Below are 12727 nucleotides of genomic sequence, written 5' to 3'. Positions count from 1 at the left end.
GTGCTGCTCGCCTCCGGCGCCCCGGCCCGGAGCACCGGGCACGCCCTGCGGCGGCACCGTCCCGCCCAGGCCGGTCCCCACGGCAGCCGTGCTCCCGCCGTGCTCGCCCGCCAGGACGACGGCACCGGTGGCGACACCGCCGCCACCGTTCGGATCGCCCGCGTCGGCAGGGCTGTGCCGACCACGCCGGCGCCCCGTACCGCCGTCCCCCTCGACGGAGGACTGCACCTGGGACTGCGCCTGTGCCTGGGGCGGGGTCTGCGTCTGTGGCTGGGGAGCGGGCGCCGAGGCAACGGCGGCCTCCTCGGCCGCACGCCTCCGGCGCCGCCCGGTGGGCGGGACCGCCCCGTTGCCGGAGTCACCGGACTCGGACTCGGACTCGGTATCGGTGTCCACCTCGGGCACGACTTCCGGAACGTCGGCTTCCAGGAAGGCGTCCACAGACGACCGCCGCGCCCGTCGCCGCCCGCTGACACCACCGTTGCCGTTGCTGTCGCCCGACTCCTGCCCGTGCACGGCCAGCTCGGCGCCGACGCCCACCTGCGGGGCCCCGACCTCGGCCACCACCGCGCCCGCCCCGCCCCCGATGGGCACCTCAAGGACGTACGCACTGCCGCTCATGCCCGGCACCTCGTGCGTCTGGAGCACTCCGCCGTGGGCGCGCACGATCCCGCGCACGATCGGCTCGTGCACCGGGTCTCCCCCGGCGTACGGCCCGCGCACCTCGATCCGTACGACCTCACCGCGCTGCGCGGCGGCCACGACGACCGTGTTGTCCATGTAACCGCCGGCGGAGACGGGCGCGTTGCCGGTCGCGTCGACGCCGGCGACGTCCGCGACGAGGTGCGCGAGGGCGGTGGCCAGGCGCTGCGGATCGACCTCGGCCTCTATGGGCGGCGCGTGCACGGCGAACTGGACGCGCCCGGGCCCGATCAGTTCGACGGCACCGTCGACCCCGGCGGCGACGACGGCGTCGAGCATCACCTTCGTACGGGTGATGGAATCGGCGCCCGTGTCGAGCCGCTGGTAGGAGAGGACGTTGTCGACCAATGTGGTGATGCGCGAGTAACCGGCCGACAGATGGTGCAGCACCTGGTTGGCCTCGGGCCACAGCTGTCCGGCGTCGTCGGCGGCGAGGGTGGCCAGTTCGCGGCGCAGCTCGTCGAGGGGTCCGCGCAGCGAACGTCCGAGCAGCACGAGCAACTGCTCCTGCCGGCCGGCCAGTGCCTCGTACCGGTCCTTCTCACGCTCCGCGAGCGCCGCGTACCGGTCGTCACCCGCGGCGAGTTCCTCCTCGTGCTCCTCGCGCAGCTGCTCGATCTCGGCGACGTGCTGCTGGCGCAGGGCGGTGAGCTCGGAGGCGTGCTCCTCGGCGACCCGCTCCAGCTCCTCCTCGTGCAGCTTGTCGGCGGCGTCCTTCTCCTCGGCGAGCGAGTCGTACGGACGCCGGTCGGTGAAGGTCATCACGGCGCCGACGAGCTGGTCGCCGTCCCGGACGGGCGCGGTCGTCAGGTCGACGGAGACCTTGTCCCCGCTCTTGGACCACAGCACCTGCCCGCGCACCCGGTGCTTGCGCCCGGACCGCAGGGTGTCGGCGAGCGGCGACTCGCCGTACGGGAAGGGCTCGCCGTCGGCGCGCGAGTGCAGGACGAGTGTGTGCAGCTCGCGCCCGCCGAGATCACTGGCCCGGTAGCCGAGTATCTGGGCGGCAGCGGGGTTGACGAGAACAACCCGCCCGTCGGTGTCCGTCCCGACGACCCCTTCGGCGGCGGCACGCAGGATCATCTCGGTCTGACGTTGCGAACGCGCGAGTTCGGCCTCGGTGTCGACGGTGCCCGACAGATCCCGTACGACGAGCATGAGCAGCTCGTCATTGCCGTAGCTGTAGTTGTCGTACGCCTGCTGGCCGTTCTCAAGAGTCGCGCTGGTGACCTCGACGGGGAACTCGCTCCCGTCCGTCCGCCGGGCGATCATCCGGGTCGGCTTGGTCTGCCCGTGCGGGTCCATGGAATCGGGGCGCCGCATGGTGCCGGGGATCAGCCGCGAGTCGAACTCCGGCAGCAGATCGAGGAGCCCACGCCCGACGAGGGCGGTGCCCGGCGTCTCGAAGGCCCCGAGGGCGATCGTATTGGCGTTGACGACGGTCCCATTGGCGTTGACCAGCACCAACGCATCGGGCAGCGCGTCGAGTATTGCTGCGAGGCGAGCAGCGCCTCGGGATGGCCTGCTGCTCACGAGACGCTTCCTCCCTGTTACCGCACCTTGCCTACCGCGGACGCCATCTTGCCTACCGGTCCGCAACGTGTCACGCGAGGGAGTCTAAGGGCAGTGGTTGCGCTCGCGACGCCGGATGAGAGGGAGGTCGCACGACGAAGTGACAGAGAGGCTGTGACGGTGCCTTTCACACCACTTATGCGCTACGGGGCTCCTGTGACTGTGTTGTGGGGACCCCTGGATGCCTTACCGCGCCGGTCAGAAGCCTGGCCGGGGAGCCTGGCGAGGGCTCACCGAAGATCGGGCAGCAGCGGTACGAGCCGGTTCCAGCGGTCCATCTGGCACCCGTTGCTGCGGTCGAACGTGGCATCCACGGGACGCCCGGCCCAGGTCCCGGTCACATGTGCGGTCGCCGGACCCCCGTACATCATCGTGCAGACGCTGTCGGGGGACACGGGGGCGAACGGATCCTTCCCCCACCGGGCCCCCCGGTCGAGCGACCCGCAGGCGTCATCGACGTCGGGGTGAGAGCCGCCACCGGGATGGCAGTACAACTCGAACCGCCCGTCCCCACGCCCACCGGTGCCGCGGACGGTGACGGTGAGGTGGTCGGAGGCGCGCCCCATGGGCGTGAGGAGGGGCGCGAAGGGCGCGAAGGGCGTGAGGGGGCGCGTCTGGGGGCCCGCGTCGGCGTACGCGGCCGAGGGCACGGCGGAGAAGGAGGCCGCGGCCAGGGAGACGCCGGCGGTGGCGGCGAAGACGAGGCGGCGGAGGGCGCCGCCGGTCCAGGCGACGGGAGGAGGAGTGGCGACGGGAGGAGTAGCGGCGGGAGGAGTAGCGGCGGGAGGAGTAGCGGCGGGAGGAATGGCGGCGGTGTGCGGGGCGCGAGGCGCATGAGCGGTGACCTTGAACATGACCTGACTAACGCCCGACGCGATAGGACGTTGCGCGAGCGGGGCCGGCGGTCACTGGACAGCACGGCGGCATAACGCGGCATCACCCTCCATCGGCGGGCACAACGCCTTTGCCCTGCGCCCCACCTGCCTAGTACCGTGGGAGGCGATTGGTGACACCGCGCTCGTCTGTGTCATCATCTGCACGCACCACTCGCGCTCGCGCGGGAGGTTGTGCTGGAGGCGTCGCCTAGTCCGGTCTATGGCGCCGCACTGCTAATGCGGTTTGGGACTTACATCCCATCGAGGGTTCAAATCCCTCCGCCTCCGCACCTCATCCCGAAGCCCCGGTCATGACTGACCGGGGCTTCGGTCGTTCCCGGATGCTCCAACAGGCCCCGAACGGTCGTTTCCGCAGCTCAGGCAGGGTGAGGCAAACGGATTTCACCTCACGCCGCCAGTCATGTAATGTTGTTCCCGCAACGCCAACCGGGTCGAAAACCCCGGAAGGAAGAGCAAACACAACAGAAGACACAAGCACTCGTAGCTTAACGGATAGAGCATCTGACTACGGATCAGAAGGTTGCAGGTTCGAATCCTGCCGAGTGCACAGCAATTACCAGGTCAGGGCCCTGATTCTTCTTCGGAGGATCGGGGCCTCTGTCGTAACGTCTCACAATTTCTCACATTGCTTGTTGATCATGCTCAGCCGAGTAGCTCGGCGAGCTTGTCCGAACCCGCCTTCAGGGACTGCGGATCGGGGTGCACGTAGATCCGTTTCGTGAAGCCGAGGTCTGCGTGACCGGCCCACGCCGACACCACCGTGTCGGGTACGCCGTTGTTCGCCATCCACGACAGGCAGGCATGCCGCGCGTCGTACAGCCGCACCTTCCGAACGTCCGCCGACTGCATCCGCTCGTACGCCCGCCGACGAAGCCAGTCCGTCTTGACCGCGGCGCCCAGCTCGTCGACGACCACGCGGCCGGATGCGTCGTATCCCTCGCCAGCCTTTAGCTTCTCTCTGGCCTGGCGCGCACGGAACGCCTTCAGTGCCGCCAGCACGACCGTGGGTAGGGGAAGCCACCGCTCGCCCGCCTCGGACTTGGTGTCCTTCTCGATCACCTCGCCCGCCACCAGCGTGCGCGTCGCCTCTACCCGGATCGTGCCCACGTCCAAGTCGACGTCCGACCAGCGCACTCCGCAGACCTCGGCCGGCCGCATCCCGATCAGGGACAGCAGCATCACCGCGTGCAGGTGGTCGCCGGCCACATGGGCGAGGAACACCTTCACCTCGTCCTCGGTCCACGGAGTCCGGGCCTTCTGTCGGGCTTTGTCGTCCTTGCGGGCCTGCCTCGGGATTACCGCGTGCTCGGCGACGTTCCGCGCGACCAGGCCCCGGCGGATCGCCAGGTTCAGCGCGGCCCGGAGCCGACCGAGCGTCAGACTCACGGTACGCACGCTGAGTCCGGTCCCGGGCTTCCCTCCGATGCGCCGCGCGCTGGTCAGCATCCAGTCGACCAATGAGTCGATGTCGTCCTCGGTCAGTTCCTGGAGGCGCCGATGTCCGAGGTGCGTACGGACGTACCGCATCGCGTCCTCGTACGACCGCGCGGTTGCCCGCTCGACGTCACGCGTGGACACCTTCAGCCACGCGTCGATCAGTTCGGCCACGGTCGTCTTGGTCGGGACCACGAACGTGCCGTTGGCCTTCTGGTGCTGGATGCGCGAGTACTCGGCGAGTGCTTCCTTCCTCGTGTCCTTCGTGACGGTGAGCTGCTTGCGCTTCATGACCGGCTCACCCGTCTCCGGGTTGATGATCACGGTACCGGTGACCTTGTCCTTCCTTGGTTCGTAGCCGGCATCGACCACGAACCGGTACCGGGTGACGCCACCCTTGAGCGCGATCTTCTTGATGGGATCCGCCATGGATTCTCCCTCTGTGTGGGTGATCAGTGGTGGGCCTGTTTACGACTCGCCCTCGACATCCACCTGATTGACGGCCAGCTCTGTGCGACGGATGAGCCGGCCATCGGTGTCGTACACCGAGAGCCCGTTGTTCTCGAACTTGACGCGGCCCTTGCCCTCGAACATGGCCAGCTTCGCGACAGACTCGGTCAGCATCTCGTTGTATCGATCGTCCAGGGGGCTCCGCGCCCACGCCGGGGTGGAGTCCACGCGGAAGCGCAGAAGCTCCCCGTATCGATCGTCATCTGCGGCTGCCAACGGCTTCTGGCCGTCCGCCCATTGCCACGCTGCGGTAGCCGTGACGGAGCCTGCACCCGTGATCTCGACTGGCGTGTTCGGCGTCTCGGTCCACGGCAGGAGAAGGGACTTCGGAGACACCCGCAGGGCTTGGGCGAGCGCCACTAGGTCGTCGACGTCCACGCGCCGAATCTGCTTCGGCTCTTCCGCGCCCGGCGCGGGAGTACGACCGTTCTCGATCTTATTGAGAGCGTCCGCGCTCAGCGGGTGGCCGACCCCTTTCAGCTCGACTGACAGGGCGCGCAGGCTCATGCCTCGCGCCGTGCGCAACCGCCTGACGTTGTCGGCCACCGTGCGCGCCGTAGCACTCATTCATTCCACCCTGTCTTGACGGTCCCGCATCCGTCGAGATTTTCCAGATATTGCCTGGATGGTTGCGACGGATGTGCTGATTCGGCTAGCGTCAGCACTATCCCGGAGATTACCGGGATACCGCAAGACTTGCATGGAAAATCCAGACAAGGAGTGGCTGTGTCCAGGAGCCTCGCCCCTGAGTTCACGGCGCAGAACGCGGACGAATGGCTGACGCCACGAGAGACCGCGGCGCTCACCAAGTTCAGCGTCCAGACGCTGGCCAATCACCGGTCCCTGGGGGTCGGCATCCCGTACACGAAGCTCACGCCTGGCCGCGCCGGCCGCATCAGGTACCTGCGCGGGGATGTTGAGCGCTTCCTCCGCGGCCAGAACGCCGGGGGCGCCTGATGGCCGAGCCGAAGGCCAAGGCGCCGACTCTCGCGGAGGTGAAGGGGTGGGCCGCCACCGTGAGCGTGCCGCAGGCCGCGATCGCGATCGGGTGCAGCCAGTCCCAGCTTTATGCGCTGATCAAGCGTGGTGAGGCGCCCGTCAAGACGCTGTCGTACGGCCGGCGCCACGTCGTGATCACCAATTCCCTCATCGCCCTCTTGGAGGGCGCATAGGACGGCCCTGCTGTCGGCGATTCGAGCGCCAGCAGCAGGGCCTCAGCGACAGACCCGAGAAAGCGCGAAACCCCAGGCCGCCTCGACAGCACCCGGGGAATCGCTGAGAGAAGTGGATCCATCACCGTGACCGATTCTACGGCCAGCCGTGCCGAACTCTGTGTTGTACGGCTCACGTCGAGGTCTGCGTGAACAGCCGTCACGCCATCGGAACCCTGGTCGCCTCTGCGGCCGGGGAATCCGATGCGCACGACCGCGAGCAACTGATCGCCCAGTACCACCGCGAACGCGCCCGCAGGGCCCTCGTGCTCGACAGCATCCGCGCCCACCTCGACGAGCAGCCCTCCCCGCGGGCCGTACGCACCTGCGCTCGGAGATGGGTCGCCGACCTTCTCGCCATCGCCGAGCAGGCCGCGAAGAACAAGACGGAGATCCCCGAGTGAACGACGAGCAGCAAGCGGCGGAGTCGACGGCGGTAAAGGGTGGACTCTGGCTCACTGAGCGCCAGTTCGCCACGTTCCCCGCCGACCACCCCGCGCTGCCTCAGTGCTCCGGAATCGGCCGAGGACACGACCCGGCAACCTGCGAGCAGCGGGGCAAGCATCCCTCCGTGGCGTTCACCCGCGACCACACGGTGGACCCCGAGGAGATCCGCCGTCAGCTCACCCGACGGCCGCAGAACGTCGCCGTGTACATCGGCGCCTGTCGCGGCCCGGCCGGCGAACAGCTCGTCGTCGTCGACAGCGACCGGCCCGGCGCCATCGAGGACGTCGCCAAGGCTCGCGGCGAGACCTGGCCCGTGACCATGCGCGTCCTCACCGCGAAGGGCTACCACGACTACTTCTGGGCCCCGGCAGGCCTCAAACTGGGCAACAGACTCGGCACCCTGAAGGGGCAGTTCGACGGCGACGTACGAGCCGGAAACGCGTACGTCATCGGCCCTGGCTCGGTCCACGCGACCGGCGTCATCTACACCCTGGAGAACACCGAGCAGGCGCCCGTACAGGCGCCCGCGTGGCTCCTCGACGCCCTCACTGCCCGGCCGGCTGCACCGGCTGCACCGGTGGCCTCCATCTCCATCTCCATGGACCGCCTCGACTCCTACACCCGCAAAGTGCTCCAGGACGAGTGCGACGCGATCACCCGCGCGCCGGAGGGCGACCAGAACAACACGATCAACACGGCCGCGTTCAACTTCGGCACGCTGGTCGGCGCGGGCGCGCTCGCCGAGGGCGAGGCCCGCGAGCACCTGCTCGCCGCGGCCCGCGCGGGCAACCATCCCGAGGGCCGTGCGCTCCAGACGGTTGAGTCCGGGCTGCGCGCCGGTATGGCGCAGCCCCGGGACCCATGGCCACCGGTGGGACGCGAGAGTGCCCATCGGCAGGACGAACCTCCAGAGGACTCAGGCGAGACGACCGCTGAGCCTGCGGACAGGCTGCCCGCAACCTTCTGGAACGCCACGGCCGTACTCCAGCGGATTCAGCAGATGGCCTGTGCACGCCGCGCCTCACCCGACGCTGTCCTTCACGCGGTCCTCGCCCGCACCGCCGCTATGGCAGACCCCACGGTCCGCGTCGACAGCGGCATCCACCAGCCCGCCACCATCGGTTGGTACTGCGGACTGTTCGGCCCGTCCGGCAGCGGCAAGGGCAACGCCGAGAACACCGCCGAGGAACTCACCCCGTTCCCCATGGTCGACCTCGCATACATCGACATCTCCACCGGACAGGGCCTGATCGCCGCATACCTGGACCTCGACATCGACCCCGATGACGACGACGGGAAGAAGAAGATCCTCATCCAGAGGAGGACCCGCGGCTACGCCCTCGCCACCGAAGGAAGCGTCCTCGACGCCATGGCGCAGATGTCCGCCGCCGCCACCCTCAACGGCGTCCTCTGCAAGGCGTGGATGAGCGAACGCCAGGGCACCTCCAACGCCGAGGTCGAGCGGCGCCGCGCTCTCCCCAAGGGCGCATACACGCTGTCCATGTCACTCGGCGTACAGGAGGAGCCTGCGGCGAAGCTGCTGGAGATGGGATCCATCGGTCTCCCGCAGCGTCTCGCCTGGGCGCATGCCACCCTCGGCCCCGACACCCCGGAGAAGAGGCCGGCTACCACCGACCCGGTCACCGTCACCATCCGGAACGGCAAGGACGTCCCTGTCACGACATGGGTGTCCGGACTCCGCGGCACCACCATCTCGGTACCCGAGCACGTCACGGACGAGCTGGACCAACTGGCCTTGGCGATCTCCTTCGGCCGTGGCGCCACCGCTCCGCTGGATACGCACGAGCCGCTGTGGCGACTGAAGTGTGCCGCGCTGCTGGCGCTCCTCCACGGGCGCACCAAGGTCAAGACCGAGGACTGGGACATGGCCACCGTGATGTGGGAGACGTCCAGGAAAGTACGCGGCCGAGTCCAGGACGCGGCCAAGCGGCGCACACAGGCCGAGCTGGACGCGCGGCGCGCGGAGGCCGTCCTGACGGCTGCGGAGTCTCAGGCGGCGGTGTACGAGGTCGTCAACGGTGTGCACCCGTCAGTCATGAACGTCGCCAAGCGGGCCCACCGCTACCTCACGCGGCACGACTGTGAGATCCCGGTGCGTGACGTGAACCGGAACTGCATCAAGAAGCCGGACCGCGACAAGTACCGGGCGTCCGGAGCGACGGATTCTCTGTGGTCGGCGGCGCTCCAGTACGGGTGCGAACAAGGCTGGCTGGTGCTGCTGGCCGATGGCGCCCTTCTGTCCGCCGGTTCAGTCGCTCCGGAGCAGTCGTGACTACGGGGGGTGCTGTCGGACCGTCGGACCTGTCGGACTCGAAGGTCCGACAGCCCCTCTCTTCAAAATCAGACATTAATACACAAATTGCTCTAGTTGGAAATCGCGATACACGCGAACCCCCAGGTCACCTCACGACCCACTGTCGGACCTTCAGGGTCCGACACCCGAAGGTCCGACACCACACAGAGTCACAAACGATCGCTACCGACACTCCAGAAACAGGAGTCTCCGTGACCGAGTCCAGCACGTCGGCCGTCGAGCAGGCGGTACAGGCCCGCATCGCCGCCGCCCGCATCCGGGTCCAGGCCGCGAAGGAGCGCCGCCAGTCCCTCGCCGAAGCCCGCCGGTACGGGATCGCCAGACGGCACGCCGCGAAGCTCGCCCACCTCGCCGAGCAGGAGCAGCGCCAGGGCGACGACCACCGAGCTTCCGTCCGTACGCCGGACAGATCTGCGACTCCGACCGACGGAGCCGCAACCACCACCGAGGAGAACCAGTGATCACCATCCACACCCCGTTCGCCGAGAAGGTCGTCGCGAAGCACGACGCGCTGCTCCTCGACTACGGACCCGAAGAGCAGACCGCCCGCGCGGTCGCCGCCCTCGAACGCATCAGCGCGGTGAAGCCGCTGGCCCCTCTGCCCGCCGGGACCGTCATCGACCTGGCCGGCTTCGGCGAGGCGCCCGTCGTCTACGTCACCGAGGACGAGGAGTACCTCCTCCTCTCCGACATCGCTGAGGCCCTCGGCTGGCCCCTCCACAAGGCCGACGCCTGGGCCCGCCTCCAGCACGGATACGCCGTCCGTGACCAGCGGGACCACGACGAGGAACGCGGCGACGGCCGCCTCGGCTGGGAATGCCTCCTCGACTACATCGACCTCCGACTCGACCTCATCGAGGACGACCCCGAGGCCAAGCCCGACGCGGGCGGACGACGGTGGTCGCACTCCGGGGACTGGCTGATCTCCCGCGACCGCCTCCCGGCCCTGATCATGTCGAGCCCCTGGAGCAAGGAGTTCATGGACAACTCGCTCCCCGCCTTCGGGCACGCCATGCGAAAGGTCTGGGGCGACAAGCTCAAGGACATCCCCACGGTCACCGTGGATGGCACGCCGACGGGCGGCAACGCATACGACGACATGTTCCGTACGGACGGGATGACCGAGGAGGAGGCCCTCCGCCGAGCCAGGCGCGGCCCCGCCCTCGACGGCGGAACCGCCTGACCCGCACAACAACGGCCGGCCCCGCGGGTATCGGGGCCGGCCACCCAACAGCATCTCAGAAAGGACATCCCCCATGGCAGCTTCGATAGGTCCACCGCAGGACGACGCTTCGATGGGTCGGCGGCACTGCTCTGCCCGCCGTACGGACGGTGCGCCGTGCGGCAACCGGCCGTTGCGGGGCCAGTCCGTGTGCCGGTATCACGGTGGCGCTGCCCCTCAGTCGAAGGCTGCGGCCGTGCGCAGGCAGGTGGAGGTGGAGGCCCGCCAGGTCCTCGCCGAGTTGGGTGTCTCTCCGGTCGCGGATCCGCTGGAGGCGCTGCTGAAGCTGGCCGGCCAGGTGTTGGCGTGGCAGTCGGCGACGGCAGCGCTCGTGAACGGGCTGGAGGACGGCATCCGGTATCGGGGTGCGAACGGGGCGGAGCAGTTGCGTGCCGAGATCGCGTTGTACGAACGCGCGATGGACCGTGCGGTGGCCGTGCTCTCTGCGATCGCCCGCCTGAACATCGAGGAGCGCCTCGTCCAGGTGACCGAGAAGCAGGCGGACGCGGTGATCGGCGCGATCAACGCCGCGCTCGCTGCGGCGGGCGTGAGCGGGGAGCAGGCAGAGCAGGCGCGGCGTGCGGCTGCGCGACACCTTCGGAGCGTGGAGTGATGGCGGACCTGTTCGGTGTGGCCGCGCTACGGCTGGAGCGTGACGTGGAGTTGGCGGAGTTGCCCGAGCGGGTCGCCGAGGTGATGGCCGGTCTGCTGCGGGGTGTCCTCGGCGACTTGGAGCTGTCGGTGGAGCAGCGGCGTACGGCGGATGTGGTGGTGCCGCGCCGTCTGCGGGAGATGCGTGGGGCGTTGGAGGCGGGGCCCGGTCCTGCCGCGGCTTCGGATGGTGGAGAGAGGAGCACGTGATGGACGGATTGAAGAGGGCGGCGGATTGGCTGGAGCACGGCCGGCCGGGTGAGCGGGCGGTGTTGGCGGAGGCGGCCCGGCACGGTGCGTTGCTGTGGTCGATCGGCGGTGTACGGGCGTACGAGCGGCAGGACTCGGATGCGTACCGGCTGACCTTGGCGGGCGCGGACTCGGTGCTGTCGTACGAGGTCGTGGGCATCGAGGGCGGGTGGCTGCGGTGAAGGCGTTCGGGGTGGCTGCGGGGTGGTTGGAGGACGGCCCGCCGGAGGCCCGCGCGCTGGGTGCGGAGATCTTCGAGCTGCTCGAAGGCTGCGACGAGGAGGAACTGGCGGAGGTTGCCGAGGCCCTGGAGTCCGGCGATTGGGAGGCGAGCCGGTGGTGACCGGGCCGGTTGTGGCGCGGGGTCCGCCGGGCCGGGTCTGGCGCGTACCCGTGGGGGATTGGAAGCGGCCCGGGCGGACGTCTGTCCGGGCGGTTACCGGTAGGACCGGTTCAGCAGGTAACGAAGACAGGAAGGAACGGCGATGACTCAGGACGAGGCGAAGCACAGGGCGGCATTCGAAATGTCGGCGACAGGGCGGGGGCGGGCCGCCACACGGCTGATGCTCGCGGCCTGGCGCGAGGCGGCCGAGGCGCTCAATGACGGAGGGCGCGGCACGGTCGCGGACCTCGAAGCCATGGCGAAGCTGCGGGAGTCGGAGCAGGTGGCCGAGGTCGTCGCCGACGGCGTTTTCGACGGGCCGGGCGCGCGCATGGTGGCGCAGCGCAGGCAGGTGGTCGGCCACCGTCACCCGTTCAGCATCAGCTGACGCGGGATCACAGAGAGCTGGGAAGGGAAACGAACATGATCACAACGATGGACGTCGAGACGGCCGAGGCTTCGTTCGAGGAGGTCCGGGAGCGCATGGACCGGGCGCGGCACAGTGGCGCCCCCAACACCGCGGAGGCGGTCGAGCGGGGGCGTCGGCGGCTGGAGGGGCTGCGGACGGCGAAGGAGCGGCAGGACGCTGCACTCGAAGTGCGCAAGGCTGCTGCGACGCCGCACGCGGCCGAGCTGAAGAAGCTCGCGGGCGGGTTGGACAAGAGCGCCTCGGGGGTTGCTGCGGCGGCTGAGGAGGCGCGTACGGCGCTACTGCGCCTGCTGGCCGTCACGGAGGCGCACACGGGCGCTGTGGGCGCCGCGCACGCCCGTCTGCTGGAACTCGCCCTGCCGCTCGTCGACGAGGCAGTCAGCCAGTACGAGGAGGGTGCCGGCTCCAACGGCCTGGTGTGTGTCGGCGGTCGGGTGTTCGGGCCGGTCGGGCCGGATGTGGTGCTCGGTGAGGTGGTGGCGCGGCTGGTGAAGGCTGAGTTCGGGGCGCGGCACCCGGCTGCCTCAATGGCGCGTACGCCACTGCATCAGGTGGTCGCGCAGGGTGCGCCGGCGCGCGAGTTGTTCGCCCGTCTGGCGGGGTAGTACACGGTTGCGGAACGGCGCCCGGTCTCCCTTCGGGGGTGCCGGGCGCCGCCGCGTGGCGGTTGGTCTCGCGCATGAGGT

The 12727-nt window shown here is 69.2% G+C and carries 16 protein-coding genes, 2 tRNA genes and 1 pseudogene; 15 read left to right on the top strand and 4 right to left on the bottom strand.

What is annotated here, in order from left to right:
- Both G3I71_RS42045 and G3I71_RS42040 read right to left on the bottom strand, forming a co-directional pair.
- Nucleotides 1-2235: PAS domain-containing protein (locus G3I71_RS42045; RefSeq protein WP_164323657.1), on the bottom strand; the 2235-nt coding region annotated here is incomplete at its 3' end.
- A gap of 269 nt (nt 2236-2504) precedes the next feature.
- Nucleotides 2505-3128, bottom strand: coding sequence for an SSI family serine proteinase inhibitor (locus G3I71_RS42040; protein WP_164323655.1), 624 nt, complete (start codon nt 3126-3128; stop codon nt 2505-2507).
- A gap of 218 nt (nt 3129-3346) precedes the next feature.
- Between G3I71_RS42040 and G3I71_RS42035 the strand changes: the two genes are divergently transcribed.
- Nucleotides 3347-3437 (top strand) — tRNA-Ser (locus tag G3I71_RS42035).
- 207 nt (nt 3438-3644) lie between these two features.
- Nucleotides 3645-3717 (top strand) — tRNA-Arg (locus G3I71_RS42030).
- A 95-nt stretch (nt 3718-3812) separates the two neighbouring features.
- Here G3I71_RS42030 and G3I71_RS42025 read toward each other — a convergent pair.
- Together G3I71_RS42025 and G3I71_RS42020 are read right to left on the bottom strand one after the other, a co-directional pair.
- Nucleotides 3813-5033 (bottom strand): site-specific integrase, encoded by a 1221-nt coding sequence (locus tag G3I71_RS42025; protein WP_164323653.1) that lies wholly within the window; start codon nt 5031-5033, stop codon nt 3813-3815.
- A 39-nt stretch (nt 5034-5072) separates the two neighbouring features.
- Nucleotides 5073-5660 (bottom strand): helix-turn-helix transcriptional regulator, encoded by a 588-nt coding sequence (locus tag G3I71_RS42020; RefSeq protein WP_164323651.1) that lies wholly within the window; start codon nt 5658-5660, stop codon nt 5073-5075.
- 180 nt (nt 5661-5840) lie between these two features.
- Here G3I71_RS42020 and G3I71_RS42015 point away from each other — a divergent pair, with 180 nt between their 5' ends.
- The 13 genes and pseudogenes from G3I71_RS42015 to G3I71_RS41960 all read left to right on the top strand — a co-directional run bounded on the left by G3I71_RS42015 (nt 5841) and on the right by G3I71_RS41960 (nt 12646).
- Nucleotides 5841-6071: a helix-turn-helix domain-containing protein gene (locus G3I71_RS42015; RefSeq protein ID WP_164323649.1), complete on the top strand. Its 231-nt coding sequence runs from the start codon at nt 5841-5843 to the stop codon at nt 6069-6071.
- Nucleotides 6071-6286, top strand: coding sequence for a DNA-binding protein (locus G3I71_RS42010; protein ID WP_164323647.1), 216 nt, complete (start codon nt 6071-6073; stop codon nt 6284-6286). The genes G3I71_RS42015 and G3I71_RS42010 overlap by 1 nt, the downstream gene beginning before the upstream one ends.
- A 188-nt stretch (nt 6287-6474) precedes the next feature.
- Nucleotides 6475-6729 (top strand): hypothetical protein, encoded by a 255-nt coding sequence (locus tag G3I71_RS42005; RefSeq protein ID WP_164323645.1) that lies wholly within the window; start codon nt 6475-6477, stop codon nt 6727-6729.
- On the top strand, nt 6726-9065 hold the full coding sequence (locus tag G3I71_RS42000) for a bifunctional DNA primase/polymerase (protein WP_164323643.1): 2340 nt from the start codon (nt 6726-6728) through the stop codon (nt 9063-9065). The genes G3I71_RS42005 and G3I71_RS42000 overlap by 4 nt, the downstream gene beginning before the upstream one ends.
- A 233-nt stretch (nt 9066-9298) precedes the next feature.
- Nucleotides 9299-9568 carry a hypothetical protein gene (locus G3I71_RS41995; protein WP_164323585.1) on the top strand — a complete coding sequence of 90 codons (270 nt, stop codon included), beginning with the start codon at nt 9299-9301 and terminating at the stop codon, nt 9566-9568.
- On the top strand, nt 9565-10290 hold the full coding sequence (locus G3I71_RS41990; protein ID WP_164323641.1) for a hypothetical protein: 726 nt from the start codon (nt 9565-9567) through the stop codon (nt 10288-10290). Before G3I71_RS41995 ends, G3I71_RS41990 begins: the two co-directional genes overlap by 4 nt.
- 73 nt (nt 10291-10363) lie before the next feature.
- A pseudogene (locus G3I71_RS53025) lies at nt 10364-10501 on the top strand (HGGxSTG domain-containing protein); the annotation flags it as partial.
- Nucleotides 10502-10525: 24 nt separating this feature from the next.
- Entirely contained in the window at nt 10526-10942 is a 417-nt protein-coding gene (locus G3I71_RS41985; protein ID WP_164323639.1) for a hypothetical protein, read from the top strand.
- A complete protein-coding gene (locus G3I71_RS41980) occupies nt 10942-11190 on the top strand; it encodes a hypothetical protein (protein ID WP_164323637.1) in 249 nt (82 codons plus the stop codon). The genes G3I71_RS41985 and G3I71_RS41980 overlap by 1 nt, the downstream gene beginning before the upstream one ends.
- Nucleotides 11190-11411 (top strand): hypothetical protein, encoded by a 222-nt coding sequence (locus tag G3I71_RS41975; RefSeq protein WP_164323635.1) that lies wholly within the window; start codon nt 11190-11192, stop codon nt 11409-11411. Before G3I71_RS41980 ends, G3I71_RS41975 begins: the two co-directional genes overlap by 1 nt.
- Complete coding sequence (locus G3I71_RS41970; RefSeq protein ID WP_164323633.1) at nt 11399-11572, top strand: hypothetical protein; 174 nt, start codon at nt 11399-11401, stop codon at nt 11570-11572. The genes G3I71_RS41975 and G3I71_RS41970 overlap by 13 nt, the downstream gene beginning before the upstream one ends.
- A 142-nt stretch (nt 11573-11714) precedes the next feature.
- Nucleotides 11715-11999 carry a hypothetical protein gene (locus G3I71_RS41965; protein WP_164323631.1) on the top strand — a complete coding sequence of 95 codons (285 nt, stop codon included), beginning with the start codon at nt 11715-11717 and terminating at the stop codon, nt 11997-11999.
- A 35-nt stretch (nt 12000-12034) separates the two neighbouring features.
- Entirely contained in the window at nt 12035-12646 is a 612-nt protein-coding gene (locus tag G3I71_RS41960) for a hypothetical protein (protein WP_164323629.1), read from the top strand.
- Nucleotides 12647-12727: the final 81 nt, after the last annotated feature.

This window comes from Streptomyces sp. SID12501 (genome assembly GCF_010550245.1).
In the GTDB taxonomy this organism is placed as follows: Bacteria; Actinomycetota; Actinomycetes; order Streptomycetales; family Streptomycetaceae; genus Streptomyces.
Note: the sequence above shows the minus strand (reverse complement) of the source record. Positions and strands in the feature narration are given on the sequence as shown.